This is a genomic window from Streptomyces sp. NPDC058741, assembly GCF_042746715.1.
In the GTDB taxonomy this organism is placed as follows: domain Bacteria; phylum Actinomycetota; class Actinomycetes; order Streptomycetales; family Streptomycetaceae; genus Streptomyces.
In genome coordinates this window covers 70,686-95,445 of the sequence record NZ_JBHYQH010000025.1, presented here as the reverse complement: position 1 = coordinate 95,445, position 24,760 = coordinate 70,686, and the positions used below count along the sequence as shown (strand labels likewise).

General features: G+C 71.3%; 20 protein-coding genes and 4 pseudogenes. 7 read left to right on the top strand and 17 right to left on the bottom strand.

Annotated features, from left to right (window positions below):
* Positions 1-322 precede the first annotated feature (322 nt).
* Positions 323-817: a hypothetical protein gene (locus ACFW6P_RS20920; RefSeq protein WP_386355671.1), complete on the bottom strand. Its 495-nt coding sequence runs from the start codon at positions 815-817 to the stop codon at positions 323-325.
* 190 nt (positions 818-1,007) lie between these two features.
* Positions 1,008-1,307 carry a WXG100 family type VII secretion target gene (locus ACFW6P_RS20915; RefSeq protein ID WP_082319687.1) on the bottom strand — a complete coding sequence of 100 codons (300 nt, stop codon included), beginning with the start codon at positions 1,305-1,307 and terminating at the stop codon, positions 1,008-1,010.
* A 363-nt stretch (positions 1,308-1,670) separates the two neighbouring features.
* Here ACFW6P_RS20915 and ACFW6P_RS20910 point away from each other — a divergent pair, with 363 nt between their 5' ends.
* Together ACFW6P_RS20910 and ACFW6P_RS20905 are read left to right on the top strand one after the other, a co-directional pair.
* Positions 1,671-6,314 carry an FtsK/SpoIIIE domain-containing protein gene (locus ACFW6P_RS20910; protein WP_386355674.1) on the top strand — a complete coding sequence of 1,548 codons (4,644 nt, stop codon included), beginning with the start codon at positions 1,671-1,673 and terminating at the stop codon, positions 6,312-6,314.
* 894 nt (positions 6,315-7,208) lie between these two features.
* Positions 7,209-7,412: pseudogene (locus ACFW6P_RS20905) on the top strand (hypothetical protein); the annotation flags it as partial.
* Positions 7,413-7,718: 306 nt separating this feature from the next.
* Here the strand turns inward: ACFW6P_RS20905 and ACFW6P_RS20900 are convergent.
* A pseudogene (locus tag ACFW6P_RS20900) lies at positions 7,719-8,372 on the bottom strand (serine/threonine-protein kinase); the annotation flags it as partial.
* 168 nt (positions 8,373-8,540) lie between these two features.
* Positions 8,541-9,389, bottom strand: a complete 849-nt coding sequence (locus tag ACFW6P_RS20895; RefSeq protein WP_386355676.1) for a menaquinone biosynthetic enzyme MqnA/MqnD family protein — start codon at positions 9,387-9,389, stop codon at positions 8,541-8,543.
* A 319-nt stretch (positions 9,390-9,708) separates the two neighbouring features.
* On the opposite strand from ACFW6P_RS20895, the gene ACFW6P_RS20890 reads away from it, so the two are divergent.
* Positions 9,709-9,912 carry a cold-shock protein gene (locus ACFW6P_RS20890; RefSeq protein ID WP_004984723.1) on the top strand — a complete coding sequence of 68 codons (204 nt, stop codon included), beginning with the start codon at positions 9,709-9,711 and terminating at the stop codon, positions 9,910-9,912.
* Positions 9,913-10,264: 352 nt separating this feature from the next.
* Entirely contained in the window at positions 10,265-10,912 is a 648-nt protein-coding gene (locus ACFW6P_RS20885; protein WP_386355679.1) for a class I SAM-dependent methyltransferase, read from the top strand.
* 23 nt (positions 10,913-10,935) lie between these two features.
* Here the strand turns inward: ACFW6P_RS20885 and ACFW6P_RS20880 are convergent, their stop codons facing one another.
* Both ACFW6P_RS20880 and ACFW6P_RS20875 read right to left on the bottom strand, forming a co-directional pair.
* Complete coding sequence (locus ACFW6P_RS20880) at positions 10,936-12,027, bottom strand: sugar ABC transporter substrate-binding protein (RefSeq protein ID WP_386355682.1); 1,092 nt, start codon at positions 12,025-12,027, stop codon at positions 10,936-10,938.
* 133 nt (positions 12,028-12,160) lie between these two features.
* Positions 12,161-14,092 carry an AMP-dependent synthetase/ligase gene (locus tag ACFW6P_RS20875; protein ID WP_386355685.1) on the bottom strand — a complete coding sequence of 644 codons (1,932 nt, stop codon included), beginning with the start codon at positions 14,090-14,092 and terminating at the stop codon, positions 12,161-12,163.
* Between the two features lie 280 nt (positions 14,093-14,372).
* Between ACFW6P_RS20875 and ACFW6P_RS20870 the strand changes: the two are divergent.
* Positions 14,373-15,082 (top strand): annotated as a pseudogene (locus tag ACFW6P_RS20870) (MaoC family dehydratase); the annotation flags it as partial.
* Here the strand turns inward: ACFW6P_RS20870 and ACFW6P_RS20865 are convergent.
* From ACFW6P_RS20865 to ACFW6P_RS20825, 9 genes and pseudogenes are all read right to left on the bottom strand, one after another.
* Entirely contained in the window at positions 15,070-15,741 is a 672-nt protein-coding gene (locus tag ACFW6P_RS20865; RefSeq protein ID WP_386355688.1) for a TetR/AcrR family transcriptional regulator, read from the bottom strand. The pseudogene ACFW6P_RS20870 and the gene ACFW6P_RS20865 sit on opposite strands and share 13 nt — an antisense overlap.
* Before the next feature lie 92 nt (positions 15,742-15,833).
* A complete protein-coding gene (locus ACFW6P_RS20860) occupies positions 15,834-17,144 on the bottom strand; it encodes a dicarboxylate/amino acid:cation symporter (RefSeq protein ID WP_386355691.1) in 1,311 nt (436 codons plus the stop codon).
* A 66-nt stretch (positions 17,145-17,210) separates the two neighbouring features.
* Positions 17,211-17,312, bottom strand: a complete 102-nt coding sequence (locus ACFW6P_RS20855; RefSeq protein ID WP_386355694.1) for a putative leader peptide — start codon at positions 17,310-17,312, stop codon at positions 17,211-17,213.
* 261 nt (positions 17,313-17,573) lie between these two features.
* Positions 17,574-17,876 carry a DUF4229 domain-containing protein gene (locus tag ACFW6P_RS20850; RefSeq protein ID WP_386355696.1) on the bottom strand — a complete coding sequence of 101 codons (303 nt, stop codon included), beginning with the start codon at positions 17,874-17,876 and terminating at the stop codon, positions 17,574-17,576.
* A 95-nt stretch (positions 17,877-17,971) separates the two neighbouring features.
* Positions 17,972-18,496 (bottom strand): GNAT family N-acetyltransferase, encoded by a 525-nt coding sequence (locus ACFW6P_RS20845; protein ID WP_386355698.1) that lies wholly within the window; start codon positions 18,494-18,496, stop codon positions 17,972-17,974.
* Between the two features lie 16 nt (positions 18,497-18,512).
* Positions 18,513-18,801 (bottom strand): annotated as a pseudogene (locus ACFW6P_RS20840) (uracil-DNA glycosylase family protein); the annotation flags it as partial.
* Between the two features lie 71 nt (positions 18,802-18,872).
* Positions 18,873-20,036 (bottom strand): aminofutalosine synthase MqnE, encoded by a 1,164-nt coding sequence (mqnE, locus tag ACFW6P_RS20835; RefSeq protein ID WP_386355701.1) that lies wholly within the window; start codon positions 20,034-20,036, stop codon positions 18,873-18,875.
* Positions 20,037-20,129: 93 nt separating this feature from the next.
* The gene (locus ACFW6P_RS20830; RefSeq protein ID WP_386355703.1) at positions 20,130-20,585 is read right to left on the bottom strand and encodes an Lrp/AsnC family transcriptional regulator; all 456 of its coding nucleotides are present in this window, start codon (positions 20,583-20,585) and stop codon (positions 20,130-20,132) included.
* Positions 20,586-20,641: 56 nt separating this feature from the next.
* The gene (locus tag ACFW6P_RS20825) at positions 20,642-21,307 is read right to left on the bottom strand and encodes a UbiX family flavin prenyltransferase (RefSeq protein ID WP_386355705.1); all 666 of its coding nucleotides are present in this window, start codon (positions 21,305-21,307) and stop codon (positions 20,642-20,644) included.
* Positions 21,308-21,485: 178 nt separating this feature from the next.
* On the opposite strand from ACFW6P_RS20825, the gene ACFW6P_RS20820 reads away from it, so the two are divergent.
* Positions 21,486-22,028 carry a rhomboid family intramembrane serine protease gene (locus ACFW6P_RS20820; RefSeq protein WP_386355884.1) on the top strand — a complete coding sequence of 181 codons (543 nt, stop codon included), beginning with the start codon at positions 21,486-21,488 and terminating at the stop codon, positions 22,026-22,028.
* On the opposite strand, the gene mqnP is transcribed toward ACFW6P_RS20820, so the two are convergent.
* Complete coding sequence (gene mqnP, locus ACFW6P_RS20815; RefSeq protein WP_386355708.1) at positions 22,018-22,920, bottom strand: menaquinone biosynthesis prenyltransferase MqnP; 903 nt, start codon at positions 22,918-22,920, stop codon at positions 22,018-22,020. The two genes, ACFW6P_RS20820 and mqnP, sit on opposite strands and share 11 nt — an antisense overlap.
* Entirely contained in the window at positions 22,917-24,368 is a 1,452-nt protein-coding gene (locus ACFW6P_RS20810) for a menaquinone biosynthesis decarboxylase (protein WP_386355711.1), read from the bottom strand. Before ACFW6P_RS20810 ends, mqnP begins: the two co-directional genes overlap by 4 nt.
* A gap of 68 nt (positions 24,369-24,436) precedes the next feature.
* Here ACFW6P_RS20810 and ACFW6P_RS20805 point away from each other — a divergent pair, with 68 nt between their 5' ends.
* A complete protein-coding gene (locus ACFW6P_RS20805) occupies positions 24,437-24,757 on the top strand; it encodes a PLD nuclease N-terminal domain-containing protein (protein WP_386355713.1) in 321 nt (106 codons plus the stop codon).
* Positions 24,758-24,760: the final 3 nt, after the last annotated feature.

The window sequence follows — 24,760 nt, the reverse complement described above, 5'->3', positions numbered from 1 at the left end:
CAGACACCGCGCCAAGCGCCACGACGTCGGCAAGACCGTCAAACGCGCCGAGACCATCAAGGAACACGAAGCCCGCCGAGGATAAACGTCAAGCTAAGACGCTCAGTCCCTTGTCTGTGGGCCGCCTCGGTGGCGTCCGTTCTACCTTCTCGCTCAACGCTCCAGCGAAGTCGCCTCGTCGCATGTCTATTCGCGGAGTAGACATGCCACGTCGTGTGCATAGCCTTCGTAACGCAGAACCTGGGGCGGCCCCTGCTGCTGAAGGTCCCTGGCGCGGCTGGGCTGGATGGGTGGTACAGCCGACGCGGACGGCAGATCGCCTTCAATGTGCCGCCCGACTCCTCCCCCTCCCCCTCTTCCGCAGCCTCCGCACCCTCGCCCTCTCCCGAGCCGCCGACTCCTCGGCCCGTGCGGTGTTCCAGCGGTGGAGGAGCCAGCACGCCGCACCGGCGGTTACGACGTAGGCCAGGAACGCCGTGCCGGTGCCGGGGAGATAGGCGCAGGTCGTTGAGCGGCAGTTCCTGCCTGGAAGGCCGCTCAGCAGGTAGAGCAGCGGGCCAAGGGCCGCCGTGCAGCAGATCGCCGTGCCGACGGTGCGCGCGGCGCGGGCGGCGCGGCTCGTGCCGGCGGGCGGAGTGTGAGAAGCGGAGCGGAGCGCGCCCGTCGTGCCCGCGACGGTGATCAGCCCCAGGACGGCGCCCACTGTCCAGGAACCACCGGGGAGGTTCACCAGCTGCGGGAGGGTCTCGCGCGCGAAGCGTTTCGGCAGGCCCAGCACCAGCAGGACCACCCCGAGGGCAGCGACGGCCAGAGCCACGCCTCCGGCGATCCCGAAGCCGTCCCGGGCCCGAAAGCGCGCAGGAGGATGCGTTTCCCGGTCATTGTCTGGCCTCCTGCCGGATACGACCACGTCACACCCCTTCCCCTCACCGGCAAGCTCTGTGAGCACGACGGTGCGGCGAGGTGCCCCGCACCCCGCCGCACCGTCCCGCCGCAGCCGAAGGCCCTTACTTACGAGCCTGCTTAGCCAGCTCCTCGTCGATCTGCTCGAACTTGTCGGCCGCCATGGTCAGGTAGTCGCCCATGCCGTCGAGGCCGTCCAGTGTCGTCTTCGTGCCCTGCACGAACTCGTCGAAGTTCTCGTCGAAGGCCTTCGACGAGGACTTCGTGACGTAGCCGGACTGCACGAGGTTGTTGATGTACTTGCGGAGGCCCTCGAGCTTCTCCTGGAGCTTTTCCTTCTCCTTCACGACATGCTTCGCAGCTTCTCGCATGTCCTGATATGTGATGTCAAGGTCCTTGGCCATGAAGCCGCTCCCTTTCGCAACGCCGCAGGGCCAACCCCCGTGGCTCCCTGTTCGCGGACTCCTCGACCGTCAGGCCGAGTTGCCGGTCGCGGTCCGCAACCGGCGTGATCGTCCGCCCTTTGCGTCAGCAGCTTACGGGTGTGACCTGTGGTGCCACATCCCCGGTTTGTGAACGGGCCGTCGTGAAAGCGTGCATGACGTTGCCATAGGGAACACGCGGTCCCTCCCCGCTGCCCCGCCGCCGCGCGGAACGGATATCGTCCCTTACGGCTGTGACCCGCGTGACGGAACCACCCGCAGCGAGCGGCACAGCGACAGACACCACGCGGCCACATCGGCCCAGTGGCACGGGGAGGACAAGTCGTGCGCCTGACTCTGACCGTCGTCGACCCGTACGGCGGTGGCACCGCCGACGTCGTACTCGATGCCGATCCTGAGTCCACCGTGGGGGACATCGCCCAGGAGCTGGCCAAGCAGGTCGGGCACAGCGGGGCTCAGGTCATCCCGCTCGGGCAGCACCGGCACGCGCCGGCCAACAACGCCCCCGTGGTGTACGTGGACGGGTACGCCGTCGATCCGCAGGCCACCGTCGTCGGCTCGCCGCTGCGCGAGGGTGCCGTCGTCAGTCTGCAGGACCCCTCCGGGTGCCTGCCCGGTGAGCCGACCGGGCTCGTCGAACTGCGCGTGGTGGGCGGGCCCGCCGCCGGGTTCGTGCACCGGCTCGGTGTGGGGCGTTACGACATCGGGAGCGGGTCGGCTTCGTACGTGCGGATCGACGATCCCGAGGTCGACGCCCGGGCCCTCACCCTTTCCGTCGCCACCGACGGGACCTGCAGCGTCGCCGTCCACACGGACCCGCAGCACGTCACCCTCGACGGCACGTCCCTGGCCGAGCACAGCGAAGAGGACACCGAGGAGAAGGGCAAGGGCAAGAAGCAAGGGAAGAAGAAGGGCGACGGCGAGACGGCGCAGAAGGGCGGGCCCGCCGAGTGGCCGCTCGGGGCTCAGTTCGGGGTCGGCAACTCCCTGCTCGAGCTCACCCGTTACACCCCGCCCAACGCCGCTCTGAAGTGGTCCGACGACGGCGTCGGGCTGGACTACAACCGGCCCCCGCGGCTGCGTCCGCCCGAGCGGCAGACCACCTTCCGGCTGCCGTCGGCGCCCCGCGAGTACGAGGCCCGGCCGCTGCCCTGGCTGATGGCGCTCACCCCGCTCGTCGGTGCCGTCGTGTCGGTGCTGATCTTCCAGCGCTGGTACTACCTGATCATGGCCGCGCTGAGCCCGGTCCTGCTCTTCGCGAACTACTACAACGACAAGAAGCACGGGCGTAAGTCGCACGCCAAGCAGGTCAAGGAGTACGAGGAGCAGAAGGAGCGGATCGAGAAGGACGCGCAGGACGCACTGGTCGCCGAGCGGAACGACCGGCGGCACGCCATACCCGACCCGGCGACCGTGCTGGCCCTCGGGACCGGGCCGCGGACCCGGCTGTGGGAGCGGCGGCGCACCGACCGCGACCATCTTCTGCTGCGCTTCGGAACGGGGCAGTTGCCTTCCGAGGTCGTGCTCGACGACCCCGAGCAGGACGACCACCGCCGCCAGGTGACGTGGAAGATCGAGGACGCCCCGGTCGCGCTGCATCTGCGGACCCTCGGTGTCATCGGCGTGGCAGGTCCGGGTGACGCCGCGCGGGCGCTGGGGCGTTGGGCCGTGGCGCAGACCGCGGCGCTGCACAGCCCGATGGACGTGCAGTTCTACGTGCTGAGCGAGAACGCGGCGCAGGAGTCCTGGGACTGGGTGCGCTGGCTGCCGCACTCCCGGCCGTCCGGCGGGCAGGACGTCAACGCGCTGATCGGGACGGACGCCGAGACCGTCGGCGCCCGCATCGGCGAGCTGACGCAGATCCTCGACGCCCGCAAGAAGGCCGCCGAGCAGAACACGTCGCAGGCCGGTTCGAGCTTCAGCGATCCCGACATCGTCGTGGTGTGGGACGGGTCGCGGCGGCTGCGCTCCCTCCCCGGTGTCGTGCGGCTGCTGCGCGAGGGGCCGTCCGTGTCGATGTTCGCCCTGTGCCTGGACGCCGAGGAGCGGTTCCTACCGGGCGAGTGCCAGGCCTACGTCGTCGCCGAGCCGAAGGCCGAGGAGTACGAGCCGGACCGGCAGGTGCGGCAGCAGGCGCAGCAGCCGGCCGGAGGCTTCCCCTCGTTCCAGGCCTGGCACGCGACCGCCGCGCAGCCCGAACAGGCGGACCGAGTGGAGCAGTTGCGGCTGCGCGTGGAGGAGGCCGGTGCGGAGCGGCTGAAGGAGGTGCGGCCCGACTTTGTCTCCCCCACCTGGTGTCTGCGGCTGGCCCGGTCGCTGTCGCCGCTGCGGGACATCAGCGGTGAGACCGAGGACTCGGCGCTGCCGGGCTCCAGCCGGCTGCTGGACGTGCTGCAGCTGGAGCCGCCGACGAGTGACGCGATCGTGGCGCGGTGGCGGATGGGCGGGCAGTCGACGCTCGCCGTCATCGGTGAGTCGTACGACGGGCCGTTCGGCATCGACATCCGCAAGGACGGGCCGCACGGTCTGATCGCCGGTACGACCGGTTCGGGCAAGTCGGAGCTGCTGCAGACCATCGTGGCTGCGCTGGCCGTGGCGAACACGCCCGAGAACATGACGTTCGTGCTCGTCGACTACAAGGGTGGTGCGGCGTTCAAGGACTGTGTGCATCTGCCGCACACCGTCGGCATGGTGACCGACCTCGACGCGCACCTGGTGGAGCGGGCCCTGGAGTCGCTCGGTGCCGAGCTGCACCGGCGCGAGCACATCCTGGCCGCCGCCGACGCCAAGGACATCGAGGACTACCAGGACCTGGTGCGCCGTGACCCGTCGCACCGGCCGGTGCCACGGCTGCTCATCGTCATCGACGAGTTCGCCTCGATGGTGCGTGATCTGCCGGACTTCGTGACGGGGCTCGTGAACATCGCCCAGCGAGGGCGTTCCCTGGGCATCCACCTGCTGCTGGCGACGCAGCGGCCCTCCGGTGTGGTCTCGCCCGAGATCCGCGCCAACACCAACCTCCGTATCGCGCTGCGTGTGACGGACGGCGGCGAGTCGACCGACGTCATCGACTCGCCGGAGGCCGGGCACATCTCCAAGAGCACCCCGGGTCGCGCTTACGCCCGCCTGGGGCACGCCTCGCTGGTGCCGTTCCAGTCCGGGCGGGTCGGTGGACGGCGGCCCGGTGCGGCCGACCCGGCCGTGCTGATGCCCTGGGTGGGGCCGCTGACCTGGGAGGACCTGGGCCGGGCCGCGCTGGCCAAGCCGAAGTCGGAGGCCCGGGAGGACGAGGAGATCACCGACCTGAAGGTCCTCGTGGACACGATCCGCGACGCCAACCGCTCCCTCGGCATCCCGCCCCAGCACAGCCCGTGGCTGCCGGCCCTCGACGAGACGCTGCTGCTGGACGAGATCGAGGTGCCCGCGTTCGCCAGTGGCCCCGGCAAGCTGCCGCCGGCCCCGTACGGCATCGAGGACCTGCCCGCGAGCCAGTCCCGCCGCCCGGTCGTCGTCGACTTCTCCTCCTTCGGGCATCTGATGATCGGCGGTGCCCCGCGCAGCGGCCGTTCGCAGGTGCTGCGCACCCTCGCGGGCTCGATCGCCCGTACGCACTCCGTCGCCGACGTGCACCTCTACGGCATCGACTGCGGCAACGGCGCGCTCAACGCCCTGACGCGGCTGCCGCACTGCGGCGCGGTCGTCGGCCGCAACCAGACGGAGCGGGTCGTCCGGCTGGTGAACCGGCTCAAGGGCGAGATGGGCCGCCGCCAGGACGTGCTGGCGGAGAAGGGCTTCGCGGACATCGGCGAGCAGCGCGCCTCGGTCGCCGAGGACGGGCGGCTGCCGCACATCGTGGTGATGCTGGACCGCTGGGAGGGCTGGGTGCCCACCCTCGGCGAGATTGACCACGGCTCGCTCACGGACGAGTTGCAGACGATGATGCGCGAGGGCGCGAGCGTCGGCATCCACCTGGTCCTCACCGGTGACCGGACCCTCCTGGTCGGCCGGATCGCCACCCTCACCGAGGACAAGTACGGTCTGCGTCTGGCCGACCGCAGCGACTTCTCGGCGCTCGGCATCCCGGTGCGCAAGGTGCCCGAGGAGATCCCGCCGGGCCGCGCGTTCCGCAACGAGTCCGGCACGGAGACGCAGTTCGCGCTGCTCGCCGAGGACACGAGCGGTCAGGGCCAGGCGGCGGCGCTCGCGGCGATCGGAGGAGCGGCCACCGCGCGTGACGCCGGCGTGCCGCGCGCGCGGCGCCCGTTCCGTGTCGACAGCCTGCCCGGCCGGATCTCCTTCCCGGAGGCGTGGGAGCTGCGCGACCCGGACGCGTCCCGTTCGCGGCTGTACGGTCTGGCCGGTATCGGCGGCGACGAGATCGTCGGCTTCGGACCCGATCTGGCGTCGGGCGTACCGGCGTTCGTCATCGCGGGTCCTGCCAAGTCGGGCCGCTCGACGGTGCTGCTGAACTTCGCGCACTCGTTCCTGGCCCAGGGCACGCGTCTGGTGGTCGCGGCGCCGCGCCAGTCGCCGTTGCGTCAACTCGACGGCGCCGAGGGCGTCCTGAAGGTCTTCACGGGCGACGACATCGACGAGGACGAGTTCGAGGAGCTCGTCGACCAGGCGTCCCCGGAGGAGCCGATCGCGGTCCTCGTCGACGACGGCGAGATCCTGGAGGACTGCGACGCCGAGAGCCAGCTGAAGAAGCTGGTCTCCCGGGGTGCCGAGCGCGGGCTCGCCCTGGTCATCGCGGGTGACGAGGAGGACGTGTGCAGCGGCTTCTCCGGCTGGCAGGTCGACGCGAAGAAGGCCCGCCGCGGCATCCTGCTCTCCCCGCAGGAGTCCTCCAGCGGCGATCTCATCGGCGTTCGGCTGTCGCGCAGCATGGTGGGCGGGCAGGTCGCCCCGGGCAAGGGCATGCTGCACTTGGGCGACGGCGAACTGCGCACGGTCGTCGTGCCGGGGTGAGGCGTTGAGCGGGGGTTCGGCGAGGCCGAAGCGCAGGAGGGCGGCGGGGGCGGCGCTGCGCTACGAGCAGCGGCCGGGGCGGTAGGCCGCCGAGCAGCCGGAGAAGCGGGACGGGAACTGTCTCGGGGGCTGCGCGCTGTTCCTGGGGTTCCTCGCCCTGCTGGTGCCGCCGGCCCTCCTCGACACGTACTGGGGCACGGCCTCCGGGGTGACGTCGCACCCGCGTGGCCCGGCGGGGCGTACACCCTCGCCGCCACCGTCGGGGCCGTGCTGCCGCTGGTCTTCCTCGCCTGGGTGGTGCCGCTGACGCGGATGAGGTGGAAGCGGAGCAGGGCGTGTGCGGTGGTCTGGGCGGTGGCCTCGCTGCCCGTGCTGGCGGCGGAGTATCTGGTCGCCGGGACGATCGGCGCGACGTGGCGGCCGAAACGGCGCCGGGACTGGGACGGCGACTGCTACCGGGAGGGCGGCGCCTGCTGGGTGCATGGGCACTACCCGTGGCTGTGGGCCGTCGGCCTCGCCGCCACCCTCACGGTGACCGTGCTCCTGGTCGCCCTGTACGCCAGGTACGGGGACGAGGGCTCCTCTCCTACCCCACCTTCGACATCCGGGCCTGGGGCCGCCCCGACTCCGCGCTCTCCGAGCGGTACTGGAGGTCGTCGCCCACCGGCTTGAGGTGGACGGTCGTGGGGGCCGGGTTGCAGCCGCCGTGGTTGGTCTTGGCACGGCCGCCATCGCCCCCGCGACCGCCAGCGCCACACTGCAGCTCAGCCGCCGCTCCCGCCCCGCGCCCTGCGGCGTGGAGGTCGCGGTGACGGAGACGGAGACCTTGCCGGGGCGGCGGCGGCCGGAGGGCGCGGTGGCGTCCTGCGCCTGGGCCTGCGCTTCGGCCGGCACTTGGGCCTGCGCCTGCGCCTGCGGGACACCGCCGTCACGGGCCCGGGGTACGGACACGGCATCGCCCTCGGCACCGGCACCGGCATTGGCACCGGCAAGGGGAGCCGGCGCGGGCATCACCGGCGGCGGCCCGAAGACCCCGCCCGGCTCTCCTCCGCCCGGCTCTCCTCCGCCCGGTTTCCCTCCGCCCGGCTCTCCTCCGCCCGGTTTCCCTCCGCCCGGCTCTCCTCCGCCCGGTTTCCCTCCGCTCGGCTCTCCTCCCCGCTCCGCTCCCCCACCCGTCTCCGGCGCCCCGACCGACGGACTGCTGAACCCGATCGGCCCCGACGTCGAGTCCGCCCCGGCCGCCTCCAGGTTCAGGAGCCGGACCGCGCTCCGGCTCACCTGCTCCACCAGGGAGCCCGGGAGCCACCCGCCGGCCACCAGCCGGGCCGCGCCCTCGGGGGCCAGGCGGCGGGCCACGTCGGCGGGGGCGGGACGGGCGCCCGGGTCCTTCGCGAGGCACGCTGCCGTCAGGTCCCGCAACTCCCCTTCCAGCGGCCCCGGTTCCGGCTCCTCCTGGACGACCTTGTAGAGCAGGGCGGCGGAGGAGTCCCCGGGGAAGGGCGGTGCGCCGGTCGCCGCGTAGGTGAGGACCGCGCCGAGGGAGAAGACGTCGGCCGCCCCCGAGACGCCCTTGCCCAGGATCTGCTCGGGGGACATGTAGCCGGGCGAGCCGATGGAGACGCCGGTGGAGGTGAGGGACGCCGTGCCGTCCGTGGCCCGGGCGATGCCGAAGTCGATCAGCAGGGGCCCGTCCAGGGTCAGCAGGACGTTCGACGGCTTCACGTCCCGGTGCACCAGGCCCAGCTCGTGCACCGCCGCCAGCGCCTCGGCGAGTCCGGCGCCCAGGGCCCGCACGGTGGGGGCCGGCAACGGGCCGCCGTCCGTGACCGCGGCCGACAGCGACGGGCCCGCCGCGTACGCCGTCGCCACCCACGGCACCCGCGCCTGCGGGTCCGCGTCCAGCACGGGCGCGGTCCAGGCGCCGCCCACCCGGCGCGCTGCCTCGACCTCACGCCGGAAACGCGCCCTGAACTCCTCGTCCAGCGCGAAGTGCGGATGCACGATCTTCACGGCGACCGTACGGCCACCGGCGCTGCGGCCCAGGTAGACCCGGCCCATCCCGCCGGAGCCCAGCAGGCCGAGGAGCCGGTAGGGCCCGACGGCGGTCGGTTCGTCCACGTCGAGCGGCCGCATGGGCGTCACCCCTCCCCGTACGCGGACGGCGACCCCCGTGAGCCCCCGTACGCCCGCGTTCCTCAGCAGGGTAGTGCCGTGGGGCCGCGCGGCTCACGGCTGGAGCAGGTCCACCTTCACGTCCGCCGGGAAACCGGTCGTCGGGCCGACGCGCCGGGCGAACTCGGCGACCGCCGCCAGCTGCGTGCCGCCGAAGCGGAAGTCGAGGGTGGTGAAGTACTGCGCGAGGGTCGCCTCGTCGAAGGCCTCCCAGCGGGCGGCCTGCTCGGCGACCTTGGCGACCTCCTCCAGGGAGAGGTTGCGCGACTCCAGGAAGGCCTGGTGGACCTTGCGCGTGATGACCGGTTCGCGTTCCGTGTAGTCCCGGCGGGCCGCCCAGACCGCGAAGACGAACGGCAGGCCGGTCCACTCCTTCCACAGGGCGCCCAGGTCGTGCACGTCCAGGCCGAAGCGCGGCCCGTCGAGCATGTTGGCGCGCAGGGCGGCGTCGCCGATGAGGACGGCGGCTTCGGCCTCGCGCATCATCAGGCTGAGGTCGGGCGGGCAGGTGTAGTAGTCCGGCTGGACGCCGTAGCGCTCGGCGAGGAGCAGCTGGGCGAGGCGGACGGAGGTGCGGGAGGTCGATCCGAGGGCGACGCGGGCGCCGTCCAGCCGGTCCAGGGGGACCTGCGAGACGATCACGCACGACATCACCGGGCCGTCGCAGCCGACGGCGATGTCGGGGAAGGCGACCAGGTCGTCGGCGTGCCTGAGGAACTCGACCAGGGTGATCGGGCCGATGTCGAGATCGCCCTGCACCAGTTTCTCGCTGAGCTTCTCCGGGGTGTCCTTCGTGAGCTCGAAGTCGAGGAGCGTGCCTGTTCTCGCGAGCCCCCAGTACAGGGGCAGGCAGTTCAGGAACTGGATGTGGCCGACGCGCGGCCGGGTGCGAGGATTGTCCACATCGTGAGGCTAGCTCTCATGGCCTAGTGGGCCGCGTCCGGCCCCGCCGCCGTCAGGCCGGCCGCGGATCGCGGGTTCACCGCCAGTCGGCGGATCGCGTTCAAACATTCGGGTGACGTGATCTTGATCCCTCTTGCTTCCCGGTGCCCGCGTGCTAGGCTCGTCGCAAGTTGCAGTTTGGTTTCCCTTGCAGTACAGAGCCTGCGGAGCATGTGACCGCGGGCTCTCGTCATTCTCAGACATAGGCACTTGTGCAGAATTCATCTTCACACTTGCTGGTTCTGGAGCAGGGCAACCCTTTTGAGCCCAAGGAGGGCTTATGGCTACCGGAACCGTTAAGTGGTTCAACGCCGAAAAGGGCTTCGGTTTCATCGCCCAGGAGGGCGGCGGCCCCGACGTCTTCGTCCACTACTCCGCGATCAACGCGACCGGATTCCGGTCCCTCGAGGAGAACCAGCAGGTGTCTTTCGACGTCACGCAGGGTCCGAAGGGCCCGCAGGCTGAGAACGTCACGCCGGTCTGACCACCGGTTGGATAGCAGTACCCAAGGAGCCCCGCGCCGTCAGGCGGCGGGGCTCCTGCCTTTTCCCGCCGGGTCGCCGGTGACATCTCGGCGAATTCTTCCCTCCGGTCGCGGTGTCGGGAGAATGACGGGACACAGAAGGACGAAGAGGACCAAGAGAGCGTGCGTGCCGCCTCCCGAAGAGGAAGCCCGACCCCGAAGAGGAAGCCCGGCCCTCCGAAAGGGAAGGCCGCTCACCCCCGGCCCCGCCCCGTCCTGGGCCCCGCCCCGTCCTGGGCCCCGCCCCGTCCTGGGCCCCGCCCCGTCCTGGGCCCCGCCCCGTCCTGGGCCCCGCCGCCCTAGGCTCCCGCCCATGACCGACGCCGACTTCCTGCGCCAGACCCGCCTCTTCTACGACACCGTCGCCGAGGAGTACGCCGAGCACTTCCAGGAGCCCCGGGTGGGGACGCCGTTGGACCGGGGGGTGCTGTTCGGGTTCGCGCAGCTGGTCGGGGAGGGCGGCGAGGTCGGGGATCTGGGGTGTGGGCCCGGGCGGGTGACCGGGTACCTGGCGTCCCTCGGGCTGTCGGTCTTCGGACTGGATCTGTCCGAGTCGATGCTGGCCGTCGCCCGCCGCGAGCACCCCGGCCTCCGTTTCGTGCGGGGCTCGATGCAGGACCTGGACCTCCCGGACGCCTCACTGGACGGGGTGGTGTCCTGGTACTCCACGATCCACACGCCCGAGGAGCACCTGCCCGCCCTCTTCGCCGGCTTCCACCGCGTCCTGCGCCCCGGCGGCCACCTGCTCCTCGGCTTCCAGGCCGGCGACGGGTCCCGCCGCTACGAGGAGGCCTTCGGGCACCGCGTCGCCCTGGACTTCCGGCGGCGCCGGCCGGAGCGGATGGCCGCCCTGCTGGAGGGCGCCGGTTTCGGGGTGCGCGCGCGGACCGTGCGGGAGCCCGACGAGGCGACCGGCGAACCCGTCCCGCAGGCGTCCCTCGTGGCCCGCAAGCCCCTTTAGGCCTTCCGGCCTTCAGCCTTTCGCTACTCCAGCCCGATCGCCTGGCAGTCCGCCTCGTACTTCGCGGTGCAGATGTCCTGCACCGTGTACACGCCGTCGGCGATCACCGTCTCCTTGATGTTGTCCCGCGTGAGGGCGACCACCGGTACGAGCATGGCCGGGACGTTCTTGTGGGTCGGGCTGTCGACCGTCTCGCGGGTCAGGGCGGCGAACTGGATCGAGCGGTCCTGGACCTTGGCCACCGCGATCTTCGCGGCGTTCGTGGCCTCCAGCAGGAAGGGCTTGTAGACGGTCATGTACTGCTCGCCGGAGACGACCCGCTGCACGGCGTCCAGGTTGGCGTCCTGCCCGGTGACCGGCGGGATGCGGGTGGCGCCGGCCTCCTTCAGGGCCTCGATGACGGCGCCCGCCATGCCGTCGTTGGCCGAGTAGACGGCGGCGATGTCGTCCAGCCCGACGGTCTTGATGGCCTTCTTCATGTTGGCCTTGGCGACCGCGGGCTTCCACTCCTTGGTGTCGTACTGCTGGACGATGTCGACCTGGCCCTGGAGTTCGCCCAGGGCTCCGGTCCGGAACCGGGCCGTGTTCGGGTCGGCGGGGTCGCCGTTCATCATCACGACCTTGCTCTTCTCGGCCTTCTCGCCCAGCTCCCCGACGATCGCGCGGCCCTGGACCTGCCCCACGAGCTCGTTGTCGTGGGAGACGTAGGCGTCGATCGGACCCTCGGCGAGACGGTCGTAGGCGACGACCGGGATGCCGGCGTCCTTGGCCTTCCGCACGTCCGGGCCGATGGCCTCGGAGTCGACGGCGTCCACGAGGATGACGTCCACCTCGTCGGTGATCATCTTGCTGAACTGCTCGCTCTGCCGTTCCGCGCTCGCCTCGGCGTTGGCGTAGCGGACCGTGCCCTTGCCGTCGGTGAGGGAGGCGATCTCCTGCTTGATCAGCGGGTGGTCGAACTTCTCGAAGCGTGCCGTCTCACGGTCGGGCAGCAGCAGGCCCACCGTGATGTCGTTGCCCTTCCTCACCCCCGCGGAGTCGTCGCCTCCGCCGCCGCACGCGGCGAGGGACAGGGCCGAGACCGAGACCGCGAGGGCTGAGGAGACGTTCCGCACAGCGGTCCGACGGGTGTTACGCGCTATCACTTGGTGCCTTCCGGACTGGGAGCGTCGCGACGGGATCGCAGAAAGCCAACGGGAGGTGTCGAGTGCCGTCAAGAACCCGGTGTGAAGACCTGGCAAAGGCGGCCTACTGCGTGTAGAGGCCCTCTACTTCGGCCGCGAAGGCGCGCAGGACCGCCTCGCGGCGGAGCTTCATCGACGGGGTCAGGAAGCCCGCCTCCTCCGTGAGGTCCTCGGGCAGCACGGCGAAACGGCGGATGGACTCGGGCCGGGAGACCATCTTGTTGGCCTCGTCGACGGCGCGCCGGAGGATGGCCCGCAGTTCCTCGTCGTCGGCCAGGAGGGCGGGCGGGACGGGGTGTTTGCCGTTCATGCGGCGCCAGTGGGTGATGCCGTCCTCGTCGAGGGTGATCAGGGCGGTGACGTAGGGGCGGCCGTCGCCCAGAACGATGCACTGGGAGATGAGCGGGTGGGAGCGCAGCCAGTTCTCCAGGGGTGCCGGGGCGACGCTCTTGCCGCCCGCGGTGATCAGGAGTTCCTTCTTGCGGCCGGTGATCGTCAGATAGCCCTCGTCGTCGAGTTGGCCGAGGTCGCCGGTGGGCAGCCAGCCGTCGGGGGCGGCGGGTACGACCCCGCCGGCCTGGGGCTCCCAGTAACCGCGCAGCACATGGTCGCCGCCGACGAGGATCTCGCCGTCGGCTGCGATGCGGACGCGGGTGCCGGGCAGCGGCCATCCGACCGTGCCCAGGCGGGGTTTGAGGGGCGGGGTGACGGTGGTGGCGCCGGTGGTCTCGGTGAGGCCGTAGCCCTCGAAGATCTCGATGCCGGCCCCGGCGTAGAACGCGGCCAGGTTCCGGCCCAGCGGTGAGCCGCCGCAGATCGCGTAGCGGACCCGGCCGCCCATGGCGTTGCGGATACGGCGGTAGACCAGCGGGTCGTAGAAGGCGCGGGCGGCCTTCAGGGCGCGGGAGGGCCCCGGGGCGGTGCCGGTCTGCCGGGCCTCCACGGCCTCCCCGTAGCGCCGCGCCACGGACGCCGCGCGGTCGAAGGAGGTCACCCGGCCGCTCGCCTCGGCCCTGGCGCGGGCCGCGTGGAAGACCTTCTCCAGCATGTACGGAATGGCCGGCAGACAGGTCGGCCGGAAGCTCGCCAGGTCCGCGAGCAGGTCCTGCGCCGTGATGCTGGGCGCGTGGCCCAGCCGTACCCTCGCGCGGACGCAGGCGATCGCGACCATGCGGCCGAACACGTGGGACATGGGCAGGAAGAGCAGGACCGAGGCCTCGTCGCCGGTCTTCGACCTGAAGACCGGGTAGAGCAGTTCGACGGCGTTGTCGACCTCGGTGAAGAAGTTGCCGTGGCTGAGCGCGCAGCCCTTGGGGCGGCCGGTGGTGCCGGAGGTGTAGACGAGGGTGGCGAGGGTGTCGGGGCCGAGCATGCCGCGCCGCACCTCGACCTCCTGGTCGGCCAGGTGCGTCCCGGCCTCCGCGAGCCGGTCGACGTGGCCCTTCTCCACGACCCACAGGTGCCGCAGGTCGGGCAGCCGGCTGCGTTCCGGGCCGAGGGCGGCGGCCTGCGCGGCCGTCTCGGTGACGAGGGCGACCGCGCCGGAGTCCTGGAGGATCCAGCGGGCCTGGAGGACGGAGGAGGTGGGGTAGACGGGGACGGTGACCAGGCCGGCGGCCCAGGCCGCGAAGTCCAGGACCGTCCACTCGTAGATCGTGCGGGCCATCACCGCGATCCGGTCGCCCGGCACCAGCCCCTCGGCGATCAGGCCCTTCGCCACGGCCAGCACCTGCTCGGCGAACCGCGCCGCCGTGACGTCGCTCCAGCGCCCGTCCGCCTCCTTGCGGCTGAGCACCGCGGTCTGCGGGGACGCGCTCGCGTTGTCGAACGGGAGGTCGGCGAGCGACCCGTGCGTCCGGGGCGGCGCGAGCGGCGGCACGGACACCTCCCGCACCGCTCCGTCGAGCCGCCGGATGCCGGGCTCGACCAGGACCGGTCCGTCGTACGCGTCGCCGTACGCGTCGCCGTAGGCGGAGGAGGGATACGCAGTGGACACGGGCGGCTCCTGGGGCGGGCAGCGAAGGACTGCTGGCTGCCATGACGTACGTACCCCGCACGCCGAGGCGCTCAACCGGCTAAACCCCTCGAAGGGTTACTGACGGTAGGAACGGGATCGTACGGGGCCCACGTGGCGGCCTTGTGCGGGTTCGGGGATGGTACGGGGCCAGGCCTGTGCATGGTCGGACATCACGTGAGGGGTCTTCGGGTCCGGCGCTCGGGCGGGTCGGGCCCGTTCCCAGGATCGCCGTCACGCCCTGCCCGCCCGCCGCGCACACGGAGTGGACGCGCCGCCGGTGACCTGTCCGCAGCGCCGGGCTTCCCGCCGGCCATGCGGCTGATGGGCGAACGGGACTTCCCGCTGCCGCTGCTCGGCCTGGTCCACACGTCGACCACCCTCATCCGGCACGCCCGGATGCCCGCGACCGGCGACTACGACCTGTCCGTGCGCGTGGAGGGCCGGTCCGCGCACCGGCGCGGCACCGAGGCCACGGTCGTCACCGAGATGCGCGACGGCGGGGACGTGGTCTGGGAGTCGGCGAGCACGTACCTGGCCGTCACCGCACGGCGGCCGGGACGGTCGCCGAACGGCAGGCCGGGAGCCCCGAGGACCGCGCACCGCTGCCCGGCGTCGCGCGGTGGCGGCTGGCCGGGGACGTCGGGCGGCGCTACGGGGCCGCCTCCGGGGACCGCAACCCGATCCACCTCCACCCGCTCACCGCCCGCCTGTTCGGCTTCCCCCGGGCCATCGCGCACGGCATGTGGACGCTCGCGCGCTGCCTCGCCGCGCACGGCACGCCGGACTCCTGCAGCGTCCGTGCGGACGTCAGGGCGCCGGTCCTGCTGCGGCCAGCCCGGCATGGTGCCGGGCGAGACGAAGGCGTTCGACAGGACCGGGACGGTGACGTACGCCGCGCGGGACGGCCGATTCGAACTGCGCGGCGAGGACGGCCGCCTGCGCGTGGCCGGAGGCGTCTACCCGGCGTGAGCGCCGGGCTGCTGCGTCCCCTCCGGCGGGAACCAGGGGCGTCCGGCCATGAGGTCGCCGAGTCCGGCCCAGGCGAAGTCCATCAGGGTCGCGGCGGCCTGCCGTGCCGTGACGCCCGGGGTGGCGTTGGCCCAGGCGGCGAGGGACTCGGCGGCACCGACCAGGGCCTCGGCGAGCCCGGCGACCTCGCGCTCGGGCAGGTCGGGGTCGCGGTGCGCCTCCCGGGCTCCGGCGAGGATCAGCTGCGTCACGAACGCCACGATCTCCGCGCGCATCGCAAAGACCTCGGAGGTGAACGGCTCGCCGTGCGTACGGGCCTGGAGGTGCAGGACCGACCAGGCGTCGGGGTTCTCGGCGGTGTGCGCGAAGAACGCGGCCAGGCCCTCCCACAGTTGCCGGTCGGCGGGCAGGTCGCGGCGGACCCCGGCCCGCACGGCCTCGACCAGGGCCTGTGCCTCGCGTCGGATGCAGGCGTTGAAGAGGTCTTCCTTCGAGTTCAGGTACAGGTAGACCAACGGCTTGGAGACGCCCGCGAGTTCGGCGATCTCGTCCATCGAGGCCGCCATGTACCCCCGCCGGCCGAAGGTCCGCACGGCGGCGTCCACCATCTGCTGTTCACGGACCGCGCGCGGCATCCGCTTCGTCTTCACGGCACCCATACCGCTTAGCGTACGGTCCCCCCGGGCGGCCCCCGTCCGGGAAACCGGAGGAGGACGCCCCGGGGGGTGAACGCGTCAGGCCGGCCGGACCGTCAGGCGGCCGCGGGGACCGGCTCGCTCCGGTCGCGCGGCTCGTCGGCCGGCTCGTCCAGGGAGGAGCCGTCGGCCTTGGCGTAGGCGTCGCGGTCGAGCAGGTTCTCCCGGGCGGAGACCAGGACCGGGATCAGTGCCTGGCCGGCGACGTTGGTGGCGGTGCGGATCATGTCCAGGATCGGGTCGATCGCCAGGAGCAGGCCCACGCCCTCCATGGGCAGGCCGAGGGTGGACAGGGTCAGGGTGAGCATCACCGTCGCGCCGGTGAGACCGGCCGTGGCGGCGGAGCCCACGACCGAGACGAACGCGATCAGCAGGTAGTCGCCGACGCCCAGCTGGATGTCGAAGATCTGGGCGACGAAGATCGCGGCGATGGCCGGGTAGATCGCGGCGCAGCCGTCCATCTTGGTCGTGGCGCCGAAGGGCACCGCGAAGGACGCGTACTCCCGCGGCACGCCGAGCCGCTCGGTGACCTTCTGCGTCAGCGGCATGGTGCCCACGGACGAGCGGGAGACGAAGGCCAGCTGGATCGCGGGCCAGGCGCCCTTGAAGAACTGGACCGGGTTGACCTTGGCGACGGTCGCGAGCAGCGTCGGGTAGACGCCGAACAGCACGATGAGGCAGCCGACGTAGACGTCCGCGGTGAACGTCGCGTACTTGCCGATCAGGTCCCAGCCGTAGGTGGCGATGGCGTTGCCGATGAGGCCGACCGTGCCGATCGGGGCGAGCCGGATGACCCACCACAGGGCCTTCTGGAGCAGGCTCAGCACGGACTCGCTCAGGGTGAGGATCGGCTGGGCCTTCTCGCCGAGCTGGAGGGCGGCGATGCCGGCGACGGCGGCCATGAAGACGATCTGCAGGACGTTCAGCTCGGTGAACGGCGTGATGACGTCCGTCGGCACGATGCCGGTGAGGAAGTCGATCCAGGAGCCGGTGTCCTCGGGCTCGGCGCCGTCCTTGGGCGTGAGGCCGGTGCCGGCGCCCGGGTTGGTGACCAGGCCGATGACCAGGCCGATGCTCACCGCGATCAGCGAGGTGAGCATGAACCAGAGGAGGGTGCGCGAGGCCAGGCGGGCCGCGTTGTTGACCTTCCGCAGGTTGGTGATCGACACCAGGATGGCGAAGAAGACGAGCGGGGCGACGGCGAGCTTCAGCAGCCCGATGAAGGTGCCGCCGACCTTCTCCAGGGTGGTGACCAGCCAGGACAGGTCCTGGCTGCGGGCCAGCCAGCCGAGCAGCACGCCCAGGACGAGACCGGCGAGTATCTGGGCCCAGAAGGGCACCTTGAGGGACTTCGTGTGTGAGGACACGGACTGACTCCGTTGGGGGACGCGTTGGGGGGAACTGACGTGGGAGACGACGGGTCTTGCGTGACGTCAGGGACGACAGAAAGCGGACGCGCACCGACAGAGATCCACGTGCAGGCGCGCCACGAGCGGAATGCTCCGGGGCGTGTGGGACGCGACTGCTGACTTCATACAAGGACCTTAACACCATAGCTTTGAGGACCTCAAAGCCTGGCTTTGACAGGTGGCAGGACACACACGCCCATACAACGCAAAGCGCCCCGTGTCACGCCTTGTGCGGAAACGGGGCGCTTGCACACCGGTGAGCGGGCCCTGCGAGGGGGCCCTGCAAGCGGGCCCTGCGAGGGGGCCTTGCGAGGGGGCCCTGCGAGGTGGTCTGCGGGGGGCCCTGCGAGGTGGTGGGGGCCCTACGAGGTGGTCTGCGAGGGGGCCCTACGAGGTGGTCTGCCCTTGGGCGCGGGCGGTGTCGTCGGCGACGTCCTCCTGGCTGCGGTTGGCCTCCATGGAGGCCTTCACCCGGTCGACGCGCCGCACGATCTGTACGGACGCCTTGTCCCGCTCCTTGCGCAGCGCGACGAAGCTGATCGGCGCCGAGATCAGCAGCGCGAGCAGGATGACCCACAGGCCGTTGCTGTCGCCGAGGCCGCGCGGGGCGAGGCCGGAGTAGACGGCGCCCCAGACGACCACGAGGCAGCCCACGAAGATTCCGAGGCGCATCAGCGTGTAGCGGAGCATCTCAATCCACTCTTCCGGTTTCGAACGGCCAGAACGCACCCAAACGGGCACCGTCCACCAGTGAAGCACGCCCGGCACGCGATCTTCGAGGGGGGTCAGCCGAGGGGCAGCAGCATGACGACGTCGTCCCGGTCGTCCCCCGGCGCCACCCGGATCGCTCCCGGGATGCGGCCGACCTCCTTGTAACCGCAGGACTCGTAGAACCGCTCCAGCCCGAGCCCGCCGCGGCAGGTCAGCCGGATCGCCTCGATGCCCTCGACGCCCCGGGCGGCGCCGGCGGCCGCGGCCAGCAGGTCACGGCCGTACCCCTTGCCCTGATGGCGGGGGTGGACCATCACCGTGTACAGCCACAGCCAGTGCGTCATCAGATGGTGCGTGTTGAGGGTGAGGAACGCGGTCGCCGCGACCCGGCCCTCCTCGTCGTGCCCGACGAGCAGCCTGACCCGTCCCTCGGCGATCGACGCGAAGTGCCGCACCAGGGCGGGCCGGATCTCCTCCGTCGTCACCGGCGGCACGTACCCGACGGCTCCCCCGGCGTTGGAGACGTCGGCCCACAGATCGAGGATGCCGTCCCGCAGGTCGGGGGTGACGGCGGGATCGAGCGAGAAAGTAAGAGGCACGCGGCAATGTTAGCCATTACCCCAGTACGCGCGCCGCCACTTTCAGGTCCGACAGCGGACCCTGACAGGCCGCGCCCCGGTCGTCCGCCCGCGGCACCGACGAGGGGTGCACGGTCGGCACCAGGTGCTCCGGCCGCCCGTGGATCCCCTCCTCCAGCACGGCCCCGCGCACCCGCGTCACCCGGAACGACGACCCGAGCAGCGCCTTCCCGGCGGTGGCCCCCAGCACGACGATCAGCTCCGGCTCCGCCGCCAGCCAGGGCCCGCACGCGGTCATCTCCCGCAGGGTGGGCGCCTTGTGCGCGACCAGCCCCCACGCACCCGCGCCCGAAGCACGACCGCATGACGGCATGACCACACTGCGAAACCGACGGAGTCAGACCCGCATCGGCTGCGGCGACTCCCGCCGCGCCGGGTCGGGCCCCTCGTACTCCCGGATGATCTCGTACCGCGTGTTCCGCTCCACCGGCCGGAACCCGGCGTCCCGGATCAGGTCCAGCAGATCCTCACGCGTCAGCTTGTCCGGCGTCCCGAAGTGGTCCGCGTCATGCGTGATCTTGTACTCGACCACCGACCCGTCCATGTCGTCCGCCCCGTGCTGCAGCGCCAGCTGAGCCGTCTGCACCCCGTGCATCACCCAGAAGACCTTCACGTGCGGCACGTTGTCGAACAGCAGCCGCGACACCGCGAAGGTCTTCAGCGCCTCCGCCCCCGTCGCCATCCGCGTCCGGGCCTGCAGCCGGTTGCGGACCTTGCCGTCCTTCATGTCGACGAAGTCGTGCTGGTAGCGCAGCGGGATGAAGACCTGGAAGCCCCCGGTCTCGTCCTGCAGCTCCCGCAGGCGCAGCACGTGGTCCACCCGGTGCCGGGGCTCCTCGATGTGCCCGTACAGCATCGTGGAGGGCGTCCTGAGGCCCTTCTCGTGCGCCAGCCGGTGGATCCGCGACCAGTCCTCCCAGTGGGTGCGGTGGTCCACGATGTGCTGCCGGACCTCCCAGTCGAAGATCTCCGCGCCACCGCCGGTCAGCGACTCCAGCCCCGCGTCGATCAGCTCGTCGAGGATCTCGGAGGCCGACATCCCCGAGATCGTCTCGAAGTGGTGGATCTCCGTGGCGGTGAAGGCCTTGAGCGACACGTTCGGCAGCGCGGCCTTCAGCTCGCGCAGCGACCGCGGGTAGTACCGCCACGGCAGGTTGGGGTGCAGCCCGTTGACGATGTGCAGCTCGGTGAGGTTCTCCGACTCCATCGCCTTGGCGAGCTTGACGGCCTCCTCGATGCGCATCGTGTACGCGTCCTTCTCCCCCGGCTTGCGCTGGAAGGAGCAGTACGCGCAGGAGGCCGTGCACACGTTCGTCATGTTGAGGTGACGGTTGACGTTGAAGTGCACGACGTCGCCGTTCTTGCGGGTGCGCACGTCGTGGGCGAGGCCGCCGAGCCAGGCCAGGTCGTCCGACTCGTACAGCGCGACGCCGTCCTCACGGGTCAGGCGCTCACCCGCCCTGACCTTCTCCTCCAGCTCGCGCTTGAGCCCGAGATCCATGCCCACACCTTTCTCCGACGACGCCCTCAACCGTACGCCCCCGCCCTTCGGGCGGGAGGTGCCCCCGTACGGCCCTCCGGGCCTAGCCGTGGCCTAGACCTCTTCGGGCAGTTCCCCGACCCGGTTCTCCCACTTGGTGGAGAGCACGATGGTGGTACGGGTCCGGGAGACGCCCTCGGTCCCGCTGAGCCGCCGGATGATCTTCTCCAGCCCGTCCACGTCCGCCGCCCGCACCTTGAGCATGTACGAGTCCTCGCCCGCGATGAACCAGCAGTCCTCGATCTCCGAGAGGTCCTTCAGCCGCTGCGCCACGTCCTCGTGGTCGGTGGCGTCGGAGAGCGAGATGCCGATGAGGGCGGTGACGCCGAGGCCGAGCGAGGCGGCGTCGACGGTGGCCCGGTAGCCGGTGATGACCCCGGCCGCCTCCAGCCGGTTGATGCGGTCGGTGACGCTGGGTCCCGACAGGCCGACGAGGCGCCCCAGCTCCGCGTAGGAGGCCCGGCCGTTCTCCCTGAGGGCCTGGATGAGCTGCCTGTCCACCGCGTCCATTGCGATCGAAGCCTTCCGCTGAAGTTGTCTGTGAGTCCGTAGAGGTACGGCAGTGCTCAGTCGGCGCGGCGCGCCCCGCCGCCGCCGAGTTCACCCTGCCAGCGGCGGTACAGCGTGTGCGGCACGCCCGCCGCGTCGAGCACCCGCCCGGCGACGAAGTCCACCAGGTCCTGGATGTGCGTCGCGCCCGCGTAGAAGGCGGGTGAGGCGGGCACGACCGCCGCGCCCGCGTCGTCGAGGGTGACCAGGTGCCGCAGGGTCTGGCCGTTCAGCGGGGTCTCCCGTACGGCCACGATCAGCTTGCGCCCCTCCTTCAGGGTCACGCTCGCCGCCCGCTGCAGCAGGTCCTTCGACAGCCCGAGCGCGACACCGGCCACGCTCGCGGTCGAGGCGGGCACGATGAGCATGCCCTTGGCGGGGTACGACCCCGAGGACGGTCCGGCGGCCAGGTCGCCGGCGCTCCAGTGCCGTACGGCGCCGAGGTCGACGCAGAAGGTGTCCGGCTTGCCGTCGGCGCCCCGGGACAGCCATTCCCGCAGGTCGTCCTGCCAGTGGGCGTCCCGGAAGGAGATCCCGGTCTCGTCCAGCAGGGTGAGCCGGGAGGCCCGGGACACCACGAGGTCGACGCTCTCACCGGCGGCGAGCAGGGCCCGCAGCACGGCAGCGGCATACGGAGTGCCGGAGGCACCGGACACCCCCACGATCCAAGGCGTACGCGGCATCTCGCCTGGCTTGGTTGGGTTCACAACACCGAGCCTATCCGGCGCCGGGAGGTGGGAACCGGCCAAGGGGGCCGGGCCGTTGCACGGATGAGGACGATCGAGCGTCGAGGGGGTCGCCGTGCCGGGTAGGGAAGCCGGGTGGTCCACGGGCGATCGCGCGCTGGCCGCGGGCAAGCTGATGCTGGCGTGGATCGCGCTGCTGTGGCTGCTGGAAGTGGTCGACGTGGCGACGGGCCACCGGCTGGACGGCTTCGGCGTCACCCCGCGCGAGCCGTCGGAGCTGGCCGACGTCGTGCCCTCCTCCTTCGTCCACTTCGGCTTCGCCCACCTGGCGGCGAACACCGTGCCGCTGCTGGTCCTCGGCTTCCTCGCCGCGCTCTCGGGCCTGCGCCGCTTCCTGCTGGTCGCCGCGCTGATCGTCGTCGTGGACGGTCTGGGAGTGTGGCTGATATCCCCGGCGGGCACCAACACCGCCGGCGCCTCCGGCCTGATCTTCGGGCTGTTCGGCTTCCTCCTGGTCACGGGCTTCGTGGAGCGCCGCCCCCTGGGCATTCTCGCGGGCGTCCTGATCGCCGCGATCTGGGGCGGCTCCATCCTGGCGGGCCTGGCCCCCACCCAGACGGGCGTCAGCTGGCAGGGCCACCTGCTGGGCCTGCTCGCGGGAGTGGCGGCGGCGTTCGCGTTCCGCCGCCCGGCCACTGCCCGCGCGGTCACACGGTGAGCCCCCGCACCAGCAGGTCCAGCAGCGCGCACACGAACAGGGCGATGCCGATGAAGCCGTTGACGCTGAAGAACGCGCGGTCGACGCGGGACAGGTCGTGCGGCCGGACGATGGAGTGCTCGTAGAGGAACGCCCCCGCGACGATCAGCAGGCCCAGCCAGAAGAAGGCACCGGCGCCGGTCGCCAGGGCGTACCAGACGAACAGGCCCGTCGTCACCGCGTGGCAGACCCGCGCGCCCCAGATCGCCGCCGGGATACCGAAGCGCGCCGGGACGGACATGACGCCGATCTCCCGGTCGGTCTCCACGTCCTGGCAGGCGTAGATCAGGTCGAAGCCGCCGATCCAGACGCCCACGGCGAGACCGAGCAGCACCGCGTCCCAGGACCAGGAGCCGGTGATCGCCAGCCAGCCGCCCACCGGGCCCATCGCCTGGGCGAGGCCGAGGATGGCCTGCGGGAAGTTCGTGAACCGCTTGCCGTAGGGGTAGACCACCATCGGGATCACCGCGATGGGGGCCAGCGCCAGGCACAGCGGGTTCAGCAGGGCCGCCGCGCCCAGGAAGACCGCGAGGGCGATCAGCGCGCCCGTCCAGGCGTGCCTCACCGACATCGCGCCGGTCACCAGCTCGCGCTGCGCCGTGCGCGGGTTGCGGGCGTCGATCTCCCGGTCGATGATCCGGTTGACCGCCATCGCGAAGGTCCGCAGCCCCACCATGCAGACGGTGACGAGCAGCAGCCTGACCCAGTGGATGTTCCCGTCCCACTCGTACATCGCCGTGAGCGCGGCGATGTACGCGAAGGGCAACGCGAACACCGAGTGCTCGATCATCACCAGCCGGAGGAAGGCCCTGGTGCGTCCCGGCTGGGGGATGGCTGCGGAGGCCGAGGTCACAGGCCGTATTCCTTCCAGCGGCGGTCCACCTTCGCCGCGGTCTCCGGGTCGGACAGCACCATGTCGGGCCAGCCGCCGTCGCGCGTGTAGCCCTCCTCGGGCCACTTCCTCGTCGCGTCGATACCGGCCTTCCCGCCCCAGAACTGCTGGTAGGAGGCGTGGTCGAGGTGGTCGACGGGGCCCTCGACGACGCTCAGGTCACGGGAGTAGTCCGTGTTGCCCAGGGCCCGCCAGGCGACCTCGTGCAGGTCGTGCACGTCGCAGTCGGAGTCGACGACCACGATCAGCTTGGTCAGCGACATCATGTGCGCGCCCCAGACGGCGTGCATCACCTTCTGCGCGTGCTTCGGGTACTTCTTGTCGATCGAGACGATCGCGCAGTTGTGGAAGCCGCCCGCCTCCGGCAGGTGGTAGTCCACGATGTCCGGCACGATGATCTTCAGCAGCGGCAGGAAGAAGCGTTCCGTCGCCCGGCCGAGCGGCCCGTCCTCCGTCGGCGGGCGGCCCACGACGATCGACTGGAGCAGCGGCCGCTTGCGCATCGTCACGCAGTCGATCGTGAGCGCGGGGAACGGCTCCTGCGGCGTGTAGAAGCCGGTGTGGTCGCCGAACGGCCCCTCGGGCAGCATCTCGCCCGGCTCCAGCCAGCCCTCGATGACGACCTCGGCCTGCGCGGGCACCTGCAACGGCACGGTCTTGCAGTCGACCATCTCGATCCGCTTGCCCGCGAGGAACCCGGCGAACATGTACTCGTCGATGTCGCCGGGCAGCGGCGCGGTGGACGCGTACGTCACGGCGGGCGGGCAGCCGAAGGCGATGGCGACCGGCAGCCGCTCACCGCGCCGCGCGGCCACCTGGTAGTGGTTGCTGCTGTCCTTGTGGATCTGCCAGTGCATGCCGATGGTGCGCTTGTCGTGCCGCTGCAGCCGGTACAGGCCCAGGTTGCGGACGCCGGTCTCCGGGTCCTTGGTGTGGGTCAGCCCCAGGTTGAAGAAGGAACCGCCGTCCTTGGGCCAGGTGAACAGGGCCGGGAGCATGTCCAGGTCGACGTCGTCCCCGGTCAGGACGACCTCCTGCACGGGTCCGTTCTTGACCTTCTTCGGCGGCACGTGCGTCATCGAGCCGAGCTTGCCGAAGGCCTCCCGCACACCCACGAACCCGTGCGGCAGCTCGGGCTTCAGCAGCCCGCCGATCCGCTCGGAGATCTCGGCGTAAGACCTCAGGCCCAGGGCCTTCAGCAGCCGCCGGTCCGTGCCGAACACGTTCATCGCCAGCGGCATGCTCGCCCCGCGGACGTTCTCGAAGAGCAGGGCGGGGCCACCGGACTTCTGCACCCGGTCCACGATCTCCCCGACCTCCAGGTACGGGTCCACCTCGGCCTTGATGCGCTTGAGGTCGCCCTCGCGCTCCAGCGCCCTGAGCAGGGAACGAAGATCGTCGTAAGCCATGGGATCCAGTATCCCCGAGCGGCTACCCTGACCTGGAACCGCCCACCGCTTTCGCTGAGAGGCCGCGCATGCTCCGGGTACTGATGTTCCTCGTGCCGCTGGCGCTGAGCGTGTACGCGTTCATCGACTGCATCAGCACCAAGGACGACGACGTCCGCCACATGCCCAAGCCGCTGTGGGCGATCCTCGTGCTGCTGTTCCCGCTCGTCGGCTCGATCTCCTGGCTGATCGCCGGCAAGAGGCGCAGCCCGGCCGCGGAGGGCTGGTCCGGCGTCCGGGGCGGCGGCCGCTCCCGGCGGTGGGTCGCGCCGGACGACAACCCGGACTTCCTGAAGTCCCTCGACGAGGACAAGAACAAGGACGACGACCCGAGGCGCGACGAGTCCTGAGGC

Coding starts and splice junctions, on each gene's coding strand:
- ACFW6P_RS20885 (WP_386355679.1), top strand. CDS start 10,265: ATGACCGACGCCGACTTCCTGCGCCAGACCCGCCTCTTCTACGACACC.
- ACFW6P_RS20865 (WP_386355688.1), bottom strand. CDS start 15,741: ATGGGTGCCGTGAAGACGAAGCGGATGCCGCGCGCGGTCCGTGAACAG.
- ACFW6P_RS20915 (WP_082319687.1), bottom strand. CDS start 1,307: ATGGCCAAGGACCTTGACATCACATATCAGGACATGCGAGAAGCTGCG.
- ACFW6P_RS20890 (WP_004984723.1), top strand. CDS start 9,709: ATGGCTACCGGAACCGTTAAGTGGTTCAACGCCGAAAAGGGCTTCGGT.
- ACFW6P_RS20805 (WP_386355713.1), top strand. CDS start 24,437: ATGCTCCGGGTACTGATGTTCCTCGTGCCGCTGGCGCTGAGCGTGTAC.
- ACFW6P_RS20825 (WP_386355705.1), bottom strand. CDS start 21,307: ATGCCGCGTACGCCTTGGATCGTGGGGGTGTCCGGTGCCTCCGGCACT.
- ACFW6P_RS20810 (WP_386355711.1), bottom strand. CDS start 24,368: ATGGCTTACGACGATCTTCGTTCCCTGCTCAGGGCGCTGGAGCGCGAG.
- ACFW6P_RS20830 (WP_386355703.1), bottom strand. CDS start 20,585: ATGGACGCGGTGGACAGGCAGCTCATCCAGGCCCTCAGGGAGAACGGC.
- ACFW6P_RS20855 (WP_386355694.1), bottom strand. CDS start 17,312: ATGAAGTCAGCAGTCGCGTCCCACACGCCCCGGAGCATTCCGCTCGTG.
- ACFW6P_RS20820 (WP_386355884.1), top strand. CDS start 21,486: ATGCTGGCGTGGATCGCGCTGCTGTGGCTGCTGGAAGTGGTCGACGTG.
- ACFW6P_RS20850 (WP_386355696.1), bottom strand. CDS start 17,876: ATGCTCCGCTACACGCTGATGCGCCTCGGAATCTTCGTGGGCTGCCTC.
- mqnE (WP_386355701.1), bottom strand. CDS start 20,036: ATGGATCTCGGGCTCAAGCGCGAGCTGGAGGAGAAGGTCAGGGCGGGT.